The following is a 21,593-nucleotide window of genomic DNA, read 5'->3' as shown; positions in this document are numbered from 1 at the left end:
TTTGGCCGGTGCAGGTTTGGCCGGAGCAGGTTTGGCCGGTGCAGGTTTGGCCGGAGCAGGTTTGGCCGGAGCAGGTTTGGCCGGAGCAGGTTTGGCCGGAGCAGGTTTGGCCGGAGCAGGTTTGGCCGGTGCAGGTTTGGCTGGAGCAGGTTTAGCTGGAGTAGGTTTAGCCGGAGTAGGTTTAGCCGGAGTAGGTTTCGCTTTATCATCAGCCGTGGAGAGAGAGAGTCCACTACCGATAAATACCAGAGACAAAAAGCTGCGAAATACTAATTGGTGACGCCACATAATCAAAAACCTTTTTTCGTCAACAGAATTTCGTTGAGGAAAGTGATATTAAGTTTGAGTTTTACTCATTCGGAATTGAGCGAACTATTTTAAATCTACGTTATTTTGAACCAGATTCCAGACGTTTCTGGGCTTCTAATCGGAGTTTTTCCAGTCGAGTCAGCCGCTTCGGAGGCGCTTCTTTTTTGGGTTGCGCTTTTTTCGCGACTGGTTTCGGTTTGGGCGGTTCATTCTTTTTGGGTGGGGCAGGTTTGTCGATTCGAAGTTCAGTACGGCCCGTTGTATGCACAACGGTTTCGCCATTCATAGGAATTTCCACCTGGCAGAAAAGGCTCTTATGCCGTCCCTGTGGTGATGCGGGATCCGTTTTCACTTTGAATACAACCTCTTTACTCTCTTTATTAAACGAAATATCTGTCGTGGTGACTTTGGGGGGTAGTCCTACCAGTTTGATTTTTGCATCACCCTCAAATGGGTTTTTCATGCTGACAGTGCAGAGAATTTCTGTTTCTTTTCCCTGTTCCACAGCGGAACGTGCCAGTTTGAGATCCACAAACGAGTCGGCAACTTCCAATGAAGCCAACTGAGATGAAACCCAGGCGGCGCCACCAACATCAGCAGAACCAATCACAAAAACCTTCCATTTTTTAATTTGTGCATTTCCATTAGCATTGAGAGGATAGAACGCTTCATTCTTTCCTTTCGGGATGGTGACGCGACTGGAAGCGCCCACTCCCGGTGGTCGGAAGGGAAATTGTAAAGTGATCGGTTTATCGAAACCTTCTTTTCGAGTGACAACTACTTTGAGTTGCATCGAACCGCTACGTGTGAGTGGAACCTTAGGTTCTACAATATCTAACTTAAAGGGAAGCTCTTCTACAACAGCTACAGGTATTTGAGCCACATCTTTCAACCAGAGCAATTGGTTATTACGAACTCGAACCAGGTCAGCCCGGTTTTTAAAGACACCTTCAATTTTTTGTTTTGGATCGGCATGTCGACCTTTGAGCGCAATCAGCTCGCCTTCTACAGGAGCATCGGCGGCAGCTTCAAACACAACCGGCATGGTGGTTAAATTCGCGGCCATGGGCTCTGCAATCATTTTGATTCCTTTGGGAATGTTACTGGGATCAAGAACAATTTCACCCCCAAAATTTTTCCGAGCGACACTAATGACAGCGGCGAAGCGATTTCCTCGGGCAACAACAATTCGTTGACGTTCCTGAGAGTAGCGTGCATTTCTGGGAATACCCAGATCTAATGAGGCAGTCACAGGCAGCATCTCAACTCGATAGATAAAATCTTCACCTCCACGGGCGAGGTGGTCAGTAATTGATAGATAATATTCACCATCCGCAGGAAACTTATAACGGAAGTAGCTGTCAGGACCGCGTGAATCGTCGTTGGCGGCCAGTCTTTGAAATTTGGCATTATAAAGGGCCATCACGGGATCAAGGGGGGATCGGATCCGACGTGAGTAACACTCAATTTCTAATGTCTGGTTTTTCTTTCCCTGGAATTTAAAGTAGTCAATGTCACCAGCTTTCTCGATAATGCCATTAAAAGCATTTGGGAGAGTCGCTACTGATGCTTGTTTAAATTCGTTGTTGGGTTCCTTCTCGAATGAGTTACCATGCGGGAACAAGCGGAAGACATTACCAGAGGGAGCACTGCCTCCTGCATCAGAAGCAAAGAGACGGAAATCATCATCTGGTTTATTGGGAAGCTGAAATTCCTGAACCAGATTATTGACTGTATTGCCTTTGAAAGTGACTTTCTGCTTTGTTCCTAACTGACCACCGGCCGGATAAACGGCTGTAGGGCGAGGATAGGTTCCCACATGCAGGCGATAGAAGGCGGCGCCATTTCCACGATATGAACTATCGCGAACAAGAATCGTGTATTTTCCATCTGCGGGAGCAACGACGGAAACAGCTGTATCATTTCTCAACAGAGGCAGATCATCTTCTGCTTTCAGTTCAAATCGTTTTTCATCAAGAATTGCGACATAAGGGTCGAGTAGAGTGGTTGCCAGACGAACGCCTTCAATTTCGGCTGATATACGCTGGCCTTTTTTCGCGTTTACTACAAAATAGTCAACATCTTCATTTTGAATGACACCGGTTACTGTATGGTTTAACTCGATGGCCTGGGGGGTTTCGAATTTACTGTTGGGCTCTTTTTCGGCGACTTCGGGAAACTGTCCAACCCAGAATGTTTTGTAGTCGGAAACACCACTTTTTGTGCGGACCTGGAAAGTATGCTCACCCAAAGCACAGTCTGGTGCAATTTTTACGATTGCGGTACAGACATTCGCGTTCTTGGGGTTACCTTTGATTTCTTTAAATTCGAACCCTTTTTTATAGGAAAGAATTTCAACGGCATCAGATAATCGAGCCCCAATGAACGTCAGGCTGACTTCCGTGCCACGTTGTCCACCCCGAGGACGAACATAATTTAAGCCAGGGCTTGCTGCCTCGGATAGATCCACGAGTAACAAGCTAAATGCGATTGCCAAAACTCCGGTGCAGACAGAGCTGGTATACTTCTGCAGCATCACAGTTCCCCCCCTTGGAAAAGTAGATGTTCGAATATCTGTTTTTTATTTCGCCTGAATTGAAATGTTAGCACGAGAGAAGCTCTCACGTGCTAACATTTCGGTTTCAAATTATATAATGCTTGCTTAAGCAAGAAGGTCCTTAATGACTTTACCACCATTGACAATTTCAATGGGTCGGTCACCAGGTGCCATGAGTTCTTTATCAGAAACGATTCCCATACAATGGTAGATCGTTGTTGCCCAATCCATAACAGAAAGTGGGTTGTCTTCTGGTTCACTGGCAATGGCGTCAGATGCACCATAGATGTTTCCACCCTTAATGCCTCCGCCAGCCATTACGACACTGAAAACTTTAGGCCAGTGGTCTCGTCCGGATGTCGCGTTAATTTTTGGAGTTCGACCGAATTCACTACAGACACACACTAAAGTGCTCTTGAGCAGTCCACGTGTGCTAAGATCTGAGATCAAAGTAGCGAAAGCTTGATCAAATGAAGGCACGTTTCTGTTGATTCCATCTTGAATACGATCATGCATATCCCAGCCGCCGTATGTCATGGTTACGAAGCGGGCACCCGCTTCAACAAGACGTCGTGAAAGCAGCATACGAGCTCCTGCGGAATTACGACCATAAGCGTCACGAGTTTTGGCATCTTCTTTGTTGAGATCAAATGCTTCCTGCGAAGCTTTGGAAGAAACCATGTCGTAGGCTTGCTTATAGAAGGTGTCAACGGCATCTAGTGCATCCGATTTTTCTTTAGACACAAAGTGATCGTTAACGGCTCCCAATATCGAGCGACGACGTGTGAATCGGTTGGTATCAACACCGCCGGGTAGATTCAGGTCACGTACTTTGAAACCGTTGGATGCAGGGTCTGAACCAACACTGAATGGTGCAAAGGAAGAGCTAAGGTATCCTGTACCTGCAAATGTGTTGGGCTGATTAGGAATGCACACATATTGTGGCATGTTGTTCTTAGGACCGAATTCGTGTGTGACTACACTTCCCATACTGGGGAATTGCAGAGCAGGGCTGGGACGATATCCGGTGAACATATTGTGTGTGCCCCGTTCATGAGCCGCTTCACCGTGTGACATGGAGCGGCAGATCGTCAACTTGTCCATAACCTGTGCCGTTTTTACCATCTTCTCATTCAATCGAACTCCCGAAACATTTGTGTCGATCGAATTCATGGGCCCGCGGTATTCAACAGGTGCATAAGGCTTGGGATCCCATGTTTCCTGATGAGCGGCTCCCCCTGGAAGGTAAATGAAGATGACCGATTTCGCGACACCTTCTTTACTTTCGTAATGTTTCAGTTCCGCTTGCGCACTTTTCATTCGCAGGAACTGTGGCAAAGTCAGTCCGATACCACCTGCAAAGCCAACATGCAAAAAGTCACGACGTGATTGTTTCAAGCTCATAGTGAAATCTCCATTTTCGTTCGTGGGGATAAGCGGTGTTTTGTTAAGGGCTCTTGTTTGTCAGAGTATTAACTTATTGTCTGGTTTGAGCACAAATCTTTTCAGGTTGGATAAAAGCTGAGTAACTCAGCGGATGGCTCTAAAATTCGTATAAAATAGTAGAGTTTAATTGCAGGTGATTCTGGTAGTGCTTTTTAACTGTAACACATAAATCCAGTTGGGGTAGGAATCGTTGAAAAACCACCTGTTACGTATTATGCCAAATCTGCTCTTCGTTTTTCAAGACAAATTTAAAACTATCTACTCAGAGCTTTCTTTAACAACGCATATATCAAACATGGTTGATGCGATTTTGTCAAGGATTTCTTTCCTATTTCCAGGATCTCACTGGAAATATTAACATTGGTAAAACGTCTGGTTTTATTTCTCAACAAGTCCTTTTTGCTCTGAAATCTGATACAACCGGTCCGATTCGAGGTTATCCCATGTCGAGATGTTTCCAGATGGCCACATAACCGAGACAGAGATGATTTCGCTGTCATTACCTAACCCAAAGGTAATCGGTGACTCAGTTTGGGATAAGTAACTACGGGTGGGTATCACGGTGCGGCTTTGTAACCCTGATTTGGTTTTGATTTGAATTCGGGCGCCCACCGCATCTCGGCTGGAAACCAGAGCATTCTCCGTGCTTCCATTATTCGGATCTCCCGTGAGCCGGAAACGTGCCCAATGATGACCCGTTTGTTGATCATTACGTAAGAGTCTGGGTCTGTCTCCGGTTGTCATTATTAGTATATCCAAATCTCCGTCTGCATCGATATCACCAAATGTGGCGCCACGGCCCACCAGAGGTCGCACGAAGTCAGAGCCAACAAGAGATTCATCTAAGGGCAGAAACTCTGTGGCATGTTCGGGGCCGCAATTCCAGAATAATTGCGGCGCTTGTTTGTAGTGCTGCCGTTGCTGCACAATGTTGATGTCTTCTTCAAGATGACCATTCGCAGAGAACAAATCGAGGCGACCATCAAGATCGGCATCAAAAAAGAAGACGCCGAATGTCAAAGCCAACCGTGTTTGCGGACCCAGTCCGTTTGAGACCGCTTCATCAATGAACTGCATTTCTTTTCCGGGAGAGGTATAGAGGGCTGTCATCTCATTGGCAAAGTTTCCAATGGCGATACCGATGGTGTCATCGTTACGAAATGAAGCGATGTCAATGCCCATTGCACCGCGCGCGTTGCCATCCATGTCAAACGCAACGCCAGAGATTGCCGCCATTTCTGAAAAAGTACCATTTTGTTGATTATGAAACAGAAAATTTTGAACGGTATCATTGGTGATGAAGATATCAAGATAGCCATCTTGATCAAAATCATAAAAATTCAAACCCAGTGATTTTCCTAATGGGACTCCTGTGCCTGCACTGAAAATTTTCAAACCGGCTTGCTCAGACACTTCAATGAATTTTCCATTTCCCTGATTCTGATAGAGCAGGGGATGTACGCCATTAAAATTTTGTGGTCGACCGTAAGCGCGAATGCCACCTTTCAGAGTAAAATTCTGCGCGCGATCAAAATTGCGGGACCATTCCACATAGTTGCAGACTAAGAGATCCAGATCGCCATCACGGTCATAATCAAACCAGCCGCAACTAGTGCTCCAAAGCTCTGATGGGCCGCCGATACCTGCTTGACTCGTGACTTCATTGAAACGATTCCCTTCATTTTTGAAGAGACGATTGGTTCCCAAGGCGGAAATAAACAGATCGACGCGTCCATCGTTGTCATAATCTCCACAGGCGACTCCCATTCCATAGAGCGAAACATTCAAGCCCATTTCGGCAGTCACATCTTTAAAATGGCCTGTGCCATCATTCTGATACAAGGTCAATGAAGATCCCGAACTTGGAATTTCCTGTTTTTGATCCCACGGCCAATTTTGCGCGCCGACCAGCAGTAAGTCCTGATCACCATCATTATCATAATCAAAAAATGCAGCGCCACCTCCCATCGTTTCAGGAAGCAGTTTTTCTCCCGCAGCGCCATTGTTGTGAACGAAATCGATGCCTGCCTCTTTTGTAATGTCAGTAAAGGGAATCCTGGGGAGAATGATTTCTTCAACATCACGTTCTTTGGGTAAGGTTAATGGGGTTTCCTTTACTATTTCTTGAGGCTGACGTTGTTGTGTAATGAAAAAAATTGCCCCTCCAACAAGCGCGACGACAGCCATCACGATCAGGGAATACCAAAAGGCACGACCAATGGATTCGTCGTTTTGTTGTGTTTCTTCTTCCAGATTGGCGTCGTTTGGTTTTGCCATCGAATGACCTTTGTTAATTCTCGTTCAAAGACTCTGCTGTATTAGAGAAGTGAAAACTGTTGCGTTATGGTTTTATCGTTCGATTGAGTGAATAAATCACTGGGTGTTCGGCCGCGTGGTTGGCTGCCGGGTACTTCTCACGGGCCTTTCGTTCGGAAAGCCCTCTTGCCGTATCATCGATTTTGTATTTCTGATGTAGTTTTCGATGTTTGGTTGCTAGTTCTGCTTCTTCCCGTTGCTCATAGATTAATGAGAGGTTGTAATGCGCGGTCACATTTTCCGGATCCAGTTCCAGTGTCTTTAAGAACTGCGCCTTTGCCTGATCCAGAAGTTGATCGCGCTGGTCTTGCTGGGCTTTGGTACGGAATCGCTTGGCCTGATCGAACAAGTTTTGCCCCAGGTCATTGATGACGACATAATCTTTACTGAAGTCAAATCCGCGGCGGATTCGCTCTTCGGTCTGATCTTCCAGCACACTGCGAAAATTTCGTTCTGCTTCTTCCAGATGTCCCAACTGCTGGTTTACCTTGCCGCTTAGCCAGGCGAGCGTCCAGGCAGGGGCGGGGGGATCAGTAAATGTGGTGGCTTTTTTCAGAATATCTACAGCGTCCAATAATCGTCCTTCACGAAAGTAAACACGCGCGAGATTCAAGGAGCCATCATAGCGGCCTAGTTGATCGACTCGTTCGAATGCTTCAGTCGCCTGTCTTAATTCTGCTTTGCCTTTGAGAAAGAGTCCGATGCCATAATCGTTCCAACGTTCCCACTCTGGAATCTCAACTGGCTTGTTTGTGACCTTGGTTGTAACTCCTTCTACGGGAAACGTAATCGTATCAGAGGCAATTGTGGTAATTGGCAATGTATTCACATAAGGAACGCCCGGCTGCTTTCCAGGGAGTTTCTGCCCTTTGGATTCGAGCGACGATGCGATGAACTGCATATAGTGTGTATCAAATTTTCGATACTGCAATTTCGCTTCAACAGTGACCGGCGCTGCTAGATCATTGGGAAGCTTGAGCTCATAATGAATAGTTTGCCCGGCGCCGGGGGGAATCTGATTGTTATACAGGGCGACAAAAATGTCCTCTGCGTTACGACGCGCGATACGATTGCCTTCGCGGTCGATCACAAACGCATTCACAAAATGCGACCAGGGGTCAACGGTCCCATCTTCTTCCCGAGAACCGCTGCGGCCGATGATGCGGTCACCGCTTTTGACAACGATGTCTAGCCAGACCTCATTCGAGTCGGCAGTGCCTTGGGTGAAATGGTGTCCCACTTTCAGGGTACGGAGTACTGTCTCTAACAGATATGTTTTACCCGGTTTTAAGACAGGGACCGCGGGACGTAAGGGGGCAATCAATTTTCCGTCGATGGTTCCCTCTTCCCGGACGCCGAATAAATCGACACGCAGATTGTCTTTGAGAAAATCCTGATGTGCCTTTACTGTGCTCGAATCATTGCGCAGGGCGGCAATCGCTGTATTGGCGGAGGGAAACAAATGGTTGTGGACACTGAGTTCTTTAGAATCGTAAAAGTGTCTGGCTGCAAAATCGTCAGAGGCTTTTGCAGGCATGTGGCATTTGTTGCAATTTTCTTCTGCTTGCGGCGGATAATAAAAACTCCGCGCGCCATGACCAGACACACCACTCAGTAAAAAAGAGTCATAATGGTTTTGCCCGCGTAGAAATTTATATTGATTCAGTTCTTCGGGTAAATGCACCTTGTGACAAGAGCCACAGAACTTAGTTGATTTGTGTAAATCTTTTAAAAATGTTTTTTTATGAAATGCAGGCTTTGCTTTTACCAACTGGTTATTGACCCATTGTAAAAACGGGTTGTCACTAAAAGCGAAGGGGTAGTGGATTGGTTCTTCTATTGTGAAGTCACTATTACCTCGCACACTGTTGACGTGAGTGATGGCATGGCAAGAAGTGCAGGTAATGCCTGCCTGAGCTGTGGGATGATTGATATCGTCAAAGTTGGGATCATCAAAGGCGCCACTGAAGAAAGGGACCGGATCATGGCAACCTGCGCAGAAGCGGGCTGCTTGTAAGTTGCCATCACGTTCAAAAGCCACTTTGCGTGTTTCACGAACTGATGCCAGATAAGCGGGATTATTAAATGAGCTGAGGTGATGCACACTGTTTTTCCAGTCGGCATGGGTATCAGGGTGACACTTTTGACAATAGTCATCCATCATCAATGCTTTTGCCGGAATGAAGTCACCGGTTGCCGTACGAGCCAGTGAAGGAAAGAAGTATTTCTCACCTTCCTGGGGACCTGCGACATTCCATTTTCGAGGATCAGCCGAATGGAACATTAACATGCCAACCACCATGACGGAAATGAAACCCATGTATGTGATGCCAACTTTCCAGCGGATTTTGGGGCCTACCAGCCGATGCAGCCAATACAGCCAGATGGCAAATAGTGGAGAGATTACGTGGCACCAATAAGTGATCGACCGTGCGGTCGGGTTTTTTAAGTCAAATGAGCCAATCCGTAATAAGAGGATTCCGGAGATCAATAACAGGCAGGAAGTGATGAACAGCGCATAGCCCACACGCACCGCGCGGCGATTGAGACGGTTCTTCGTATTAAAGATATGCACAACGCCAAACAGAACAAAGGGAGCCAGTAGTAATAGTCCCAGGATCAAATGTCCTAGAAACATATATTGATAAAACCAGTTCTCCAGAGTTTCACCACTCAACCAGTCGTAAACAGTGATACTGACCAGGTAAATGGAATTGGCGCCCAGTAACGCGACCAGAAACAAAACCAGATATAATACCTTGCGCAATTTCGGACCGATGGCGCGGCGAACAACGCGGCGTGGCTGTGATTCAACCACTGATGAATCGGAGGATGTCATAGTGACGATAGATCCTGCAAAAAATGGCTGCAATCGAAACTCGTCTCATCAATGACTCAATGATCGGCGTTAGACCATCTCTGAAATGAGAATGGCTGCGCACTGACAAGTTTCATGAAACGACAGAAACAATGTTTCTGTGACAAATGCGTTTCAAGAGGCCAAAGCCTGTGGAGGACGATCAACACGTCTTCCATGGCTCTCAGGTAGAATCAATGTTTCATAATACATTGATTCACTCCGAAGTGTGTGGGCAGGAACTGTCTCTGAAAAGAGAGAGCAAGCGGGCTTTAAGATAGTAATCGTAATCGCAGGCGTTTGCGGTTGCGGATCAGATTGTTGATTGCCACATTCCGGACCCGAACAGGGAGGGGATTGTGGTCTTTGATCTGGTGCATGCAACAGGATCATTGGATTCTCATTTTGCTGACCAGCGTGGGAAAGATAATCACCACACGTGGCATTCGCCGATTCACTCGTTAGCAAAGTGAATGCGCACACCGTGACTGCAGTCAGTAGAACTTGCATTGCAGATTGTTGATGTGATCGGTGCAACATACTCATTACTACGAAATGAAGCTGAGAAAACGTGATAGAATCAGTCAGAAATAGATCTCTTGCTATAAGTATATACATAAATATATACAAAAACGGTTTTAAATCCGAGAAAAAAAGTAATCGCTCAGGCGAATTTGGTCGTTTTATTGTCTGACACTGTGATCACTAATGTGTCTCAAAAGCCAAAAATTGAGTCAAATCATATGTTGAGATGGAAGGAGTATCACAATGAGCCAGTCTGATAATCGTGAATTGTTAAGTGATGTAGGAAGAATTTGCTTCAAGTGCTTCTTAATGACCATGGGAGTGCTCCTGGTCTGGTTTGCCGCTTTTACTCAAGCTGGAGATTGGGCCTGGGAATTTCAATCGCAATGGTTTAACGAGTTAAGTAAGCCAGAGTTTATCCAAATCAATTTTTACGGGATGACCTTCTTGAAGCTTTGTGCCTTCCTGTTTTTTCTCTTCCCTTGTCTGGCCATCAAATGGCAGTTGAAGAGAAATCAGCCGGTGAATTCAGCATAATGGAATTGGGGGTTGACGAAAATTCGGATTCCGAAGACACTTTCACGACTTTAGTCTGCATCGTCGGACAAAGTCGTGAAAGTAAAGCAGGGAAGCTTGAGGAATCGGTAGTATGATCAATTGGCGAATGGCAAGGTACCGTTTGGAATATCTGATCTTCCGCACGTTAGTTTGCATCGTGCGGTGTCTACCCGTTCGAGAATCAGTTGCACTCGCGAAATGCCTTGCATTCTTTATCCACTATTGTCTGCCTCGCAAGCTGACGCGTTATCAGGTCGCCTCCGAAAATTTGCGAACCGCCTTTGGTGAGGAACTATCTGAAAAAGAAATTGAACAGACCATCTTTCAAATGTGGGTGCATCTGTTTCGAATGGTCGTTGAAATTATTCAGTTACCACGTAAGTTACATCGTGGGAATATCTATGAAGTGATGAAGTTTGATTATCCACCAGAATTAATTACCGCTTTGTGTTCTGGTAGACCCGTGATCTTGTTAAGTGGTCATTATGGTAACTGGGAGATGGCGGTTTCCGTATTTGGCTTGTTTGGATTTCCGATGGGCGTCGTCGCCCGAGAGTTAGATAATCCCTTTTTGAACAACTGGTTTGAAAAATTTCGGCAATCTACCGGACATCGCGCCATGGCAAAAAGTGGAGGCTATGATGACATGATTGCCACCATCGAGCGCCGAGGGCATCTGGCGTTACTTGGTGATCAGGATGCGGGAAAACGGGGATTATTCGTCGACTTTTTTGGCAAGCCGGCATCCACGTTTAAGTCAATCGCTTTATTAGCCCTTGAGTATCGGGCCTATATATGTGTTGGTTACTCTCGTCGGCTTCCCGATCACTTCGAGAATCGTCAATGGGTGCATTTCGAATTGGGTTGTGAACAACTGATCGATTCCACTCAATGTGTCTCGAATGATCCCGTGGGTGAGATCACTCAACAGTTTACGACCGCCTTGGAAAGAGCGATCCGAAAATCACCAGAACAGTATTTCTGGGTTCATCGCCGCTGGAAAAGTCAGCCGCGTGTCTGTGCAAAAAAGAAGCGTCTGTCCGAGTCTCTTCCGGAAAAAAAGGCTGCTTGAATTGATTCAGGCGCATAAGTCTACTACAACCTCTCTCAGAGCCTGATTTCTAAAGATGCGCGTCGAGTCGTTACTGTCTTATTTCATTGGCCGTCTTTTCGAACGACTATTGAATGGATCGCTTTGACAACAAGATCCTGCTTACCTTGGTCATTGGCTCGTGTCTGGACTTTTGAGGAAGTGGATCGGAGGGGCAAATGGGTAAAAAGGTACGGATTGCAGCTGAAGATGAAGTTCCCACAGGATCAGCGGGAGAGTTTGTTGTCGAAGATCAAGTCATCGCGTTATTTCATGTGGATCAGCAGTATTATGCGATGGATGGAGTCTGTCCGCATGCGGGGGGGCCGTTGGGTGAGGGAACGTTAAATGGAACGATTGTCACCTGTCCCTGGCATGGATGGCAGTTTGATGTGACTTCCGGACAGCATTGCCTGAATCAGCGTTTGTGTCATCCCACGTTTCCCGTCTTTGTGGAAGATGATGGTATTTATATTGAATTACCCGAGTAACTAGCCAGCAAAGAGGCGAATTGAGCGAAATGAACTGTAAAGCTGTGATTTTTGATTGCGATGGAGTGCTGGTTGACAGTGAAACCCTGGGAAATCGTGTCTTGGCGGAGATGATTACTCAAATGGGTTATCCACTCTCACCCGAGCAGGCAGTTCAGCAATTTAAAGGTGGCAAACTGGCAGACTGCATTGCAGTCGTCGAAGAGCAAATGGGGAAAAAATTACCGGATGATTTTGCTACTCAAGTGCGCGCGCAGATGGCAGAAGTATTTCAAGCGGAACTAGAGGCAATTCAAGGAGTTCGCGAAGCCCTGGAGTCGATTCCCGTTACAAAGTGTGTCGCCTCGAACGGTCCGGAAGAAAAGATGGCGCTCACATTGGGAATCACGGATTTGCTTCATTTCTTTGAAGGACGAGTTTATTCTGCCTACACTCTGGGAGTCTGGAAACCAGAACCGGATCTTTATCTCTATGCGGCCTCACAAATGGGAGTCCATCCGGAAGAATGTGTGGTTGTGGAAGATAGTCATCTGGGAGTCAAGGCAGCGGTCGCTGCGGGGATTCCGGTACTTGGTTATGCCGACCATAGTTCACCAACAGAACTGGAAGCATTCGGCGCGAAATCCTTTCGTTCCATGCGCGAACTTCCGGCCTTGCTCGGTTTTGAATGAGGTCATTCCTGAATCTTTTCAAAGCGAGTGGCATCTCTACCCGGCAAAGATTGCTGTTTGAAAAATCCACGATCAATTTCAATGCGCGAAATTCGCCGATCGACTGGTAAATTTTACAGACTCAATTTCATACTGAGTAAAATGAGTAGATCTTACAGCCGATAAAATCAAAAAAAACCGAACTTTTCGGTCAAGATGCCAAATTGGTTAAGCCGATACTTAATATTACGCCAGGTCGGATTCTGGCTTTTAGTATGTTCAGTGCTTATTGGATGATTTTTGTGTGCAGGGAAATACCTCTGCTTGGCTATAGAATTAACCTCGCAAAAATTGACTAGTTCAATATAGGGAAGGATCCTCAAATGCAACATCGACTTCGAATTTTCACCGGTGAGGAAGAAACACCAGAACAGGCAGACTCTTTGGTCAATGTCCGTTTTGGGGAAATTGCAGACGCTTTAGCAGAAGCGGTTTACTATCGTCGTACCTGGGTCTCTGACTTTTCCGATGACGAAGTGAAAATTCCCTCTGATTTATATGCCATTCTTTCAGCCTACAGTCATCTTCGCCCGGGCGCCTAATGGTCAAACGGCCGCTGTCTCAAAAGTTTCTGATTATCGCGCTCATCGCCATGGGCCTCTTTTTGGTCGTTTGGGGTGCACAGCGGTTTTATGATCGTTATAAGGTGAAGCAGGTTGCGCTAGAGTTTGTGAAGGCTTTAGAAACAGGAAATGAAAATCGAATTCGCGCCCTGCTGACACCCGAGAAAGCAGAACTGGCTGCAAAATTAAAACAAGATTCACAGGAGAGTCTTGAAAACCTCGATTATCGTTTTCTTCAAGTTCGATTGACGGGAAAGACCGCTGAGGCTCGAATTCAAATTCAGAAGACCGGATATGCCATTAAGCCGGAAATCCATCTTATTAAAAGCTCGACAGGTGTCTGGAAAGTGAGCTCCATTTCCCAGGCCAAGGTTGATCCTCTGTGGTATGATCAAGAAGATCGACATTATCGGGAAGAATTAATCAAAGAAGGTATTCCTCCGGCTGAGGCAGAAGACCGTGTCCTTGCAAAAAAGCTCGCGCGTGCTTTAAATACAACCGTTACAGAATCTTCTTCGGGGCAAGTAGATCCATAACGGTTTTATATTCTTCGAGTGCATGCTTTTTTCTTCCGAGGTCTCTATGTCTGAAACTCCTTCAATTACTGAACGTGCATTACAGATCTGGCATGCAGGAGTCAAGGCAGTCGATTCAGAAGCACTTGTCCGCAATGCCATCCAGGTTACAGACAACGAACTTACCATTTGTGGTCACTCCATACCGATACATGACCAGAAAAAGTTACTTGTTGTTGGAGCCGGTAAAGCAGGTAGCGGTATGGCCGCTGGTGTGGAAGCGGCTGTCAAAGGTTCTCTTCTCGAAAAGCAGCTTTTGGGCTGGGTGAACGTACCCGCTGATTGTGTGCGTCCTCTGGAACGAATCCATCTGCACGCAGCGCGACCTGCCAGTTTAAATGAACCGACGGCCAAAGGGGTGTTTGGTTCAAAGCAAATTCTTCAGCAGATTTCCAGCTTATCACCTGATGACATTTGTCTGGTACTTATCTCGGGGGGAGGCAGTGCGTTATTACCGGCTCCTCTCCCTCCCGTGACGCTGGAAGACAAACAGGCTGTAACCCGGTTGCTGATGTCGTCGGGCGCCAGTATTCAGGAGCTGAATTGTGTTCGTAAACAAATTTCCGAAGTCAAGGGAGGCCGTTTAGCTGAGGCCGCCACTTGCGGGACTTTAATTGCACTGGTGATTTCAGACGTTGTTGGCGATCCATTGGAGTTCATTGCTTCCGGGCCAACTGTTGCTGACACTTCAACACCGGATGAAGCAGCAGAAATATTAAAACGGCTTGTAAAAGATCCACAACAAGTGCCTGCCACTGTTTGGGAAGTGCTGGAGAATAATCGGAAACCATCTTCTGAACTGAAAAAATCTTATCAGACAAGAGTCATCAATCAGATTATTGGCAGCAACGCGACTGCATTAGCAGCAGCAAAACAAACAGCGCTGGAGTTAGGCTACGAAATCTACTCGATGGGTTCTGAGAACGAAGGTATTGCTGCTGAAATTGGGGTCGAACTGGCAGAAGTTTGCCTCGAGTTTTATGCGGGCAGAGGACCTATTATGAGACCAGCTTGTGTCTTGAGTGGAGGCGAACCTATAGTCGATTTGTCTTCCACGCAGAATCCGGGTAAAGGTGGGCGGAATCAGGAAGTCGTGTTGGCTGCAATGCAGCGTCTTTGGAATGAGGAAATTTCTAATGTCTGCATACTATCTGGAGGAACTGATGGAGAAGATGGCCCCACCGATGCAGCAGGTGGCATCCTTGATACTACCATTCTCCAACAGGCGTATACACTTCAGTTAGATCCTGATGCTTTTTTGAAAGAACACAATTCTTATCCCTGTCTTGCAGCCTGTAATGGTTTATTGAAGACAGGTGCCACGCAGACCAATGTCATGGATTTAAGAGTGGCTCTAGTGCAATAATCAGTTCAAGGGCTTACTTGTATCGTGAGTTAACTGGGAACTCAAGCCATTTGTAGTTCTTGTTCAGATACAGCACGAACGACATGCACGTCGTCATAATCCAGGAGATTCGTCAATTGATGGAGACCATCTTGTTCTAGGATTTCAACAATCGGATTATCGTAATAGGTTCGGTTTGTCCGGATCACAATAGCCTGTTTTCCGTTGTTAAGTTCAACGAGAGAGCCGACCGGGTACAGAGAAATGGATTGCAATAAGGCGCGAACGGAGTTGCAGTCATATTTTCCCAACGAAGCTTCATAGACGAGTTTTTCAGCAGCTTGATAAGGTAGTAGCCCGAGTTTGTTGGGACGCGATGACACAAGGTCAATAAATTCGTCTGCCACACTGGCAATTTTTGCAAGAGGATGAATTTGGTGCCCTTTTTGGCCTCTGGGATAGCCTGATCCATCACAGCGTTCGTGGATTTGATATGCGATGAGCTTCGAGATCGTGGGAACTTCAGTGACTTGATTTAATAAATCATAAGTGATCGTGGGATGTTTTTTTAGCTCGAGAATCTCAATCGGATTGAGTGGTTTCGTTTTCCAGAGTGCCTGTGAATTCACGCGATCCATCCCTGTATCATGCAATAGACAACCAATGGAAAGCTTTATCAAATTCTCACGACTTAATCCGAGTTGCGTGCCAATTGCCATAGCGAGACTCGACATTTGCAGCCCATGTCTACAGAAATTGCCGACATCAATTGGCGTCATTCCTTCCAAGACAAAAAGATCCATGTCCTCTGCCATTTGCACGAATGAAATATTAGTGATGTCATAGATCTGTCGCATGCTGATTTGCTTTGTTGAAAGCAGTTGCTTGTAAACGTTATTCGTAATTTTAGTTAAGGCAGTAAACTGTTCCCGATACTGATTTTTCATTTCAGTAGAATAACTACTGTTTTGAACCGGTTTGATTTCATGCAAGAAAGAACTGGTTTGAATGTGCCAGGGAGAATCTGTGCGTTGAGTATTCATCTCCTGTTTTTGCGAAGCGGCCTGCACAGATTGGAGCCGAATTTTCTGCCGTCGCTTGTTCTGATTCGATTTCGGTTCGGAATTTTGACTCTCGCCAGGAGCCAGCATCAAATTCTGCAGGTCGCGTTCGTGGACTCGCACGCTACGAATGCCGCGCTTTTTCAGGTTCTCAATCGTACCTTTTGTGATTGTTTTACCGCTGGCCAGCAGCAAGATATTTTTTTCACTGTCGGCGTCAAAAATCGGAGCCTGTAATTTGACTCCCATCCGAAGTCGGTCAATATCCAAAGAAGTGTATTGACTGGCTTTATTTTTGACCGATTGAGCAACCATAAAATTAACGCCGTAGTTCTTTGTTTTTGTTCAGTTTATGCAACATCAATTTATTTTAAAACGACATGCGCTGAGCCGGTTCAATCCAATTCTTGTGAACCGCGCAGGAAGAGAGCAGGATTGTTAAAATTTAGTTTAGATATGGCACCAGAACAGACGGTAAACCTTTTTAGACGCTTTACAAAGAACTTCTGAGTGAAGACATAACCGATCTATCGGTTATAGTGATTGTAGCAGAAATGAATTTACACCTGTTTCCGGCTATTATCCGCGTTCCTGTTGATAGAGTGCCGTCAAGAAGTCTTCGATGTTTTTGAATTTTTTCCCTTCGGAAGCGATGGTTTCCACTTTTGTGCGGGCTTCTGTTGCCGAATATCCTAAGCTCAGTAGTGCTTCATATGCTTCTCCAAACACATCCGGGCTCTGTTCATCGGCGGGAAACTCTTTTGCTATAATCAGTGCGAATTTCGTCATTTTACGCCTGAGCTTCGCAACAATTCGCTCGGCAACCGCGGGACCAATGCCAGGCAGGGTTGTGAGTTGCTTGAGATCATTTTCTTCGATGGCCGTCGCGACTTCTTTTACAGGTCGTACCATCGCACGCAAGGTTTTCTTAACACCCACTCCATCGACCGAGCAGACGAGTTCAAAGAACTCTTTCTCTGCATGGTTCATAAAGCCGATCAAGCGAGGTGTGAGCCTGCCTTTTTGTGGATTGCCTTCAATGTACTGGATCGTTTTAAGACTGACTTCCTGACCAATGAGCGATTGTAACTGGCGGCGAACAAATTCAGGAATAAAAACCTGATAATCAAACGCGCCAACTGAGATAATTGCTTCAGTAAGATTGAGTTCAACAAGTTCGCCGCGAATATTGGTAATCATAGTTGCTCGATTGAGTGATGATTTGTGAATTCACCTGTCAGATGCAGGCGATGCGTATCGTATGGTAATGGCACAAAGCTGCCGCAAATGCATCAGCGACATCATTGGGTTCCAGAATTGTTTTCAGACCGAGTTCTGTTTTGATGGCATGTTGCATTTGTTCTTTAGATGCCCGACCACTGCCAGTAATGAGTCTTTTAATTTGAGTTGGTGTATAATGCACGACAGGAACAGTTGCTTCGTGGGCTACATAGATGATTGCGCCGCGGGCATGGGCCATGATGATCGAACTTTTGGGAAATTTGGGCGTCGTAAAAACCTGTTCAATGACCATTACATCTGGTCGATATTCGTCAATGACTTCCCGAATTCCTGATGCGATTTCATGCACGCGGTTTGCCAGATTCGATTCCTGAGTAGAACGAATGATTCCTCCTTCACAGAGCACCGGGCCTTTTAACGAATGTTCCAGTAATGCGTAGCCTGTCCGGTTGAGACCGGGGTCGATTCCCAGGAACCGCGTGGGATTTCTTAACTCTTCATCATCCGTTGTCGAGTTTAAATTCATGTTTGACTCGATCGATCAGTGCATTGATCTAACAATTACAATTCTAGCCACGACGCCAGAGACTACCCTCAGGACGATCTTCGACAGTAATTTGACAAGCAGCCAGTCCATCACGAATTTTGTCAGCGATGTCCCAGTTTTTACTGGCACGCGCCTCCTCTCGGATTTCCAATACCAATTCCATCAACTGATTGGCGAGTCCATCATCGGCCTCTGCTTCTTTTTCAGGTGCTTTGCGGAATACACCCAATAGATTCGACAATTCTTTCAGCAGGCAGGCTCCCGATTTCAATGCCTCAATCATAGGCTGGTTCTGTTTTCCTTCACCATCCAGTTTTTCTTCATGGATTAATGCGTTCAATGTAGAACGTAACTCGAATAGTACACCGATCGCTCCCCCGGTATTAAAGTCGTCATCCATTGCTTCCAGAAATCGTTGACGCAATTCTGATAGCTGCTGGAAGTATTCCGCAGGCGTTCCTTCCAGAGAAACCGAATGTTCTCGTTTTTCTGACGCAGGAAGATTGTAAAAGCTTTCTCCTGTGATCCGCTCATACGTCTCAAAGAAGCGGTAGAATCCTTCGACACCTTTCCCGGTTTCTTGAATATTTTCGTCGCTGAAGGCGATGGGGCTACGGTAATGAGTCGACAGTAAAAACAAACGGACAAGCTCAGGGGGATGAATGGCGAACAGCTCTTTCACCGAAGCTGCACCTTTGGAGCCCGAGAGCTTATCGGCTTCCTGCGCCTCCTGGTCCACAACCACATCTCCGTGACGGTCGTGTTGTCCTCCCACTTTCCCGGGAGCATCACTGGCCTGCATTAATCCATTGTGGACCCAGTAACGCACGTAATTTTTTCCCGTACAGCATTCTGACTGTGCGCGTTCATTTTCATGATGTGGGAACATTAAATCGAGGCCACCACCATGGATGTCAAACGAATCCCCAAGTAATTTGCGGCTCATAGCCGAACATTCAATGTGCCAACCAGGACGACCTGGTCCCCAGGGACTGTCCCAGGCAGGTTCTCCCTCGCGCGATCGTTTCCAAAGTGCGAAGTCAGCAGGGTTCTTCTTTTTATCATTGGCTTCCACACGAGTGCCCGCAATCATTTCTTCAATTTTGCGGCCGCTGAGAGAACCATAATTAGGATCTGACTCCGCCGAAAAATAGACGTCCCCATCGAGAGGATACGCATTGCCTTTCTCGATCAACGATTGAATGATCTCCAGCATTTCCGGGATGTAATCGGTTGCTTTGGGGAAATCAGTAATCGTATCGACGCCCATTGTTTCCAGGTTTTCAAAGTAATCCTGGGTCATCTCAGTCGCCAACTTGTCCACCGTGGTACTCAGTTCGGCGGCTCTGTTGATCAGCTTGTCGTCGATGTCTGTGATATTGTTGACGAATTTGACTTCATAGTTGTTGTACTTTAAATAGCGTGCGATGGTATCGATAATCACCGGTCCCACCATGTGGCCGATGTGAGCATGTTTATAAACTGTGGGGCCACAGAGATAGATACCCACTTTCCCTGGTTTGAGAGTTTGAAAGTCTTCTTTTTTTCGACTCAGAGTATTGTAAATTCTTAGTGTCATTGTCCCAAATACCTGAATTACTTTCTGTTATCAATTAAGGGTTCGCTTGCTGAAGCAAGCACAGGTTGTCATTCATTTATTTTTCACGTGTTAAAAGCACGATAGCATCTGCCGTCATCGCTTCTTGTCTTCCCACCGGACCCACACGTTCTCCTGTTTTGGCTTTGATGTTAATTTGCTGCTCGTGAATGTTGAGTGTCGTGGCGATTGATTTTCGAATTAATGGTTTGTAAGCAGCTAGTTTAGGTCGTTCAGCCGAAATTGTGCAATCCAGGTTTACTATTTGCCAATCTGCCTTCTGAACCTTCTGGTAGGCTGCGATCAGTAAATCTCGTGAGTCGGCATCTTTCCAGCGCTCTTCCGTGTTAGGAAACATCTCGCCGATATCACCCAGACCGGCTGCTCCCAGGAGAGCATCCGTTATCGCATGCAGCAGGACGTCCGCATCACTATGTCCAACAAGTCCCATTTCAAACTCAATGGGGACTCCTCCTATAATGAGCTGGTAGCCGGATGCGAGCCGGTGGCAGTCCTGGCCAGAACCAATGCGTATTTCAGGTAAATTGTCAGATAATGGTTGTGATGCCATGAGTTTTGATCATCGTAATTGTGAAATCTTGATCCAACGACAAGAATAAAACTATTCATGTGAATATATAATTGCGTGGGGTAGACCAAAGCACGGAGATCATAGCCGGACTGGGATAACTTGGCAATATGAGCCAATGTTCGGAAGTCCTGCCTGATTCTGGAGTAGCGGAAAATTGACAGATGAACCCTCTGGATCTCAGAAGAAACCATGGTCACAATTCGAAATTGACATAAATTCTGATGTCCGTTAGACTGCCCACCCCTTCCGATTTACAAAGCGATGTCACATCGTCATAGTTCCTCTCCGAATGTTTCTCTCACCCAATTCACACATGAAGTTACTTCACCACAAATCATGGTTTCTGGTTGTGGCTCTGGTTTTTCTAGTAGTCAAGGTGACGGGGTGCGCACTGATCGAAGAAGGGGCTGTGTTGGGTCTGCACAAGCACGCCACGAAAAAAACAGTTAATAAATTACCGGCGATTCCCATATCTCAAGATGCGATGCAGGTAGAGATTGTTTTTATTGAGCGTCCTGTCACAGATCCGCTGCTCGGGTCAACGCTTTGGAATGAAGTTGATGAAATCGGTGCCGTCGAATTGATGGACCAGAAGAATCTGAAGCTGAACGGGTTTCGAGTCGGACATGTTAGCTCTGTTCCTCCAATGGCACTACAGACTTTACTCGGTTTGAAGTCTCATCTGGGGGGAGTGGAAAATGAAGATGAATCTTTATTGCTTTCTGGACGACGATTGATGTTGCGATCCGGAGTACCCACTGACATTCAAACCAGTGGATTCTATGAGCAATGCAGTCTTGATTTATTTGAAGATGAAGCACAAGTAGAAACAAAAGAATTTGAGCAGGCACGCTGTGTAATGCGGGTAAAGGCTCACAAAGTCCAAGATGGCTGGGCACGCCTCGAATTTACTCCCGAAGTTCATTACGGTGCGCAACAATTAAGACGCACACCCACGAATATCGGTTGGCAACTTGAAAACCGGCAGAACACAACACCGTTTTATAAGCAGAAGTTTGAAGTGACCCTCAATGTAGGAGAGATGACAATCATCACTGCTACAGATGATCCGGAACCCAATTCAGCCGGTCATCATTTCTTCCGTGGAACCGGTCAAAAATCCGACGTTCAAAAAATTCTGGTTGTGCGTTTGGCTAACATGTCAAAAATGGATGTCGTTCGTTCTAAATAAAAAAGAAGGCAACTCCCGGC

18 protein-coding genes and 1 pseudogene are annotated in these 21,593 nt (G+C 46.2%); 9 read left to right on the top strand and 10 right to left on the bottom strand.

From position 1 onward, the window contains the following. Positions 1-9 precede the first annotated feature (9 nt). Positions 10-273 (top strand): annotated as a pseudogene (locus tag V202x_RS28110) (pentapeptide repeat-containing protein); the annotation flags it as partial. A 115-nt stretch (positions 274-388) separates the two neighbouring features. Here V202x_RS28110 and V202x_RS10525 read toward each other — a convergent pair. The 5 genes from V202x_RS10525 to V202x_RS10505 form a co-directional block, all read right to left on the bottom strand. After that, positions 389-2,845, bottom strand: a complete 2,457-nt coding sequence (locus tag V202x_RS10525) for a PPC domain-containing protein (protein WP_145174080.1) — start codon at positions 2,843-2,845, stop codon at positions 389-391. 126 nt (positions 2,846-2,971) lie between these two features. Further along, the gene (locus V202x_RS10520) at positions 2,972-4,270 is read right to left on the bottom strand and encodes a DUF1501 domain-containing protein (RefSeq protein WP_145174077.1); all 1,299 of its coding nucleotides are present in this window, start codon (positions 4,268-4,270) and stop codon (positions 2,972-2,974) included. A 420-nt stretch (positions 4,271-4,690) separates the two neighbouring features. After that, positions 4,691-6,589, bottom strand: a complete 1,899-nt coding sequence (locus V202x_RS10515) for a CRTAC1 family protein (RefSeq protein ID WP_145174074.1) — start codon at positions 6,587-6,589, stop codon at positions 4,691-4,693. Between the two features lie 64 nt (positions 6,590-6,653). Next, the gene (locus V202x_RS10510; RefSeq protein WP_145174071.1) at positions 6,654-9,467 is read right to left on the bottom strand and encodes a multiheme c-type cytochrome; all 2,814 of its coding nucleotides are present in this window, start codon (positions 9,465-9,467) and stop codon (positions 6,654-6,656) included. 153 nt (positions 9,468-9,620) lie between these two features. Further along, the gene (locus V202x_RS10505; protein ID WP_145174067.1) at positions 9,621-10,025 is read right to left on the bottom strand and encodes a hypothetical protein; all 405 of its coding nucleotides are present in this window, start codon (positions 10,023-10,025) and stop codon (positions 9,621-9,623) included. 228 nt (positions 10,026-10,253) lie between these two features. Here V202x_RS10505 and V202x_RS10500 point away from each other — a divergent pair, with 228 nt between their 5' ends. The 7 genes from V202x_RS10500 (at position 10,254) to V202x_RS10470 (ending at position 15,363) form a co-directional block, all read left to right on the top strand. Continuing rightward, positions 10,254-10,547, top strand: a complete 294-nt coding sequence (locus V202x_RS10500; protein WP_145174064.1) for a DUF6868 family protein — start codon at positions 10,254-10,256, stop codon at positions 10,545-10,547. 112 nt (positions 10,548-10,659) lie between these two features. Then, positions 10,660-11,640 carry a lysophospholipid acyltransferase family protein gene (locus tag V202x_RS10495; RefSeq protein WP_145174061.1) on the top strand — a complete coding sequence of 327 codons (981 nt, stop codon included), beginning with the start codon at positions 10,660-10,662 and terminating at the stop codon, positions 11,638-11,640. A gap of 197 nt (positions 11,641-11,837) precedes the next feature. After that, positions 11,838-12,149 (top strand): Rieske (2Fe-2S) protein, encoded by a 312-nt coding sequence (locus V202x_RS10490; protein WP_145174058.1) that lies wholly within the window; start codon positions 11,838-11,840, stop codon positions 12,147-12,149. A 29-nt stretch (positions 12,150-12,178) separates the two neighbouring features. Further along, on the top strand, positions 12,179-12,820 hold the full coding sequence (locus tag V202x_RS10485) for an HAD-IA family hydrolase (protein ID WP_145174056.1): 642 nt from the start codon (positions 12,179-12,181) through the stop codon (positions 12,818-12,820). Between the two features lie 362 nt (positions 12,821-13,182). Then, complete coding sequence (locus V202x_RS10480; protein WP_144988733.1) at positions 13,183-13,401, top strand: hypothetical protein; 219 nt, start codon at positions 13,183-13,185, stop codon at positions 13,399-13,401. Next, entirely contained in the window at positions 13,401-13,958 is a 558-nt protein-coding gene (locus V202x_RS10475) for a hypothetical protein (RefSeq protein ID WP_145174052.1), read from the top strand. Before V202x_RS10480 ends, V202x_RS10475 begins: the two co-directional genes overlap by 1 nt. A gap of 46 nt (positions 13,959-14,004) precedes the next feature. After that, positions 14,005-15,363, top strand: a complete 1,359-nt coding sequence (locus V202x_RS10470; RefSeq protein WP_197993329.1) for a glycerate kinase — start codon at positions 14,005-14,007, stop codon at positions 15,361-15,363. A 41-nt stretch (positions 15,364-15,404) separates the two neighbouring features. Here V202x_RS10470 and V202x_RS10465 read toward each other — a convergent pair whose 3' ends face one another. The 5 genes from V202x_RS10465 to ispF all read right to left on the bottom strand — a co-directional run bounded on the left by V202x_RS10465 (position 15,405) and on the right by ispF (position 20,360). Further along, entirely contained in the window at positions 15,405-16,718 is a 1,314-nt protein-coding gene (locus tag V202x_RS10465) for an HD-GYP domain-containing protein (protein WP_145174046.1), read from the bottom strand. Between the two features lie 264 nt (positions 16,719-16,982). After that, positions 16,983-17,603: a Holliday junction branch migration protein RuvA gene (gene ruvA, locus V202x_RS10460; protein WP_145174043.1), complete on the bottom strand. Its 621-nt coding sequence runs from the start codon at positions 17,601-17,603 to the stop codon at positions 16,983-16,985. Between the two features lie 37 nt (positions 17,604-17,640). Further along, entirely contained in the window at positions 17,641-18,171 is a 531-nt protein-coding gene (gene ruvC, locus V202x_RS10455; RefSeq protein ID WP_145174040.1) for a crossover junction endodeoxyribonuclease RuvC, read from the bottom strand. Between the two features lie 43 nt (positions 18,172-18,214). Beyond that, positions 18,215-19,771: a cysteine--tRNA ligase gene (gene cysS, locus V202x_RS10450; protein ID WP_145174037.1), complete on the bottom strand. Its 1,557-nt coding sequence runs from the start codon at positions 19,769-19,771 to the stop codon at positions 18,215-18,217. Positions 19,772-19,847: 76 nt separating this feature from the next. Further along, the gene (gene ispF, locus V202x_RS10445) at positions 19,848-20,360 is read right to left on the bottom strand and encodes a 2-C-methyl-D-erythritol 2,4-cyclodiphosphate synthase (RefSeq protein ID WP_145174034.1); all 513 of its coding nucleotides are present in this window, start codon (positions 20,358-20,360) and stop codon (positions 19,848-19,850) included. Positions 20,361-20,694: 334 nt separating this feature from the next. On the opposite strand from ispF, the gene V202x_RS10440 reads away from it, so the two are divergent. Then, on the top strand, positions 20,695-21,573 hold the full coding sequence (locus V202x_RS10440) for a hypothetical protein (RefSeq protein ID WP_144988719.1): 879 nt from the start codon (positions 20,695-20,697) through the stop codon (positions 21,571-21,573). Positions 21,574-21,593: the final 20 nt, after the last annotated feature.

Origin of the sequence: Gimesia aquarii (assembly GCF_007748175.1) — a bacterium.
GTDB classification, from domain to species: Bacteria; Planctomycetota; Planctomycetia; order Planctomycetales; family Planctomycetaceae; genus Gimesia; species Gimesia aquarii_A.
The sequence above is the reverse complement of the archived record's forward strand: the minus strand, read 5'-3'. Positions and strand labels throughout refer to the sequence as shown.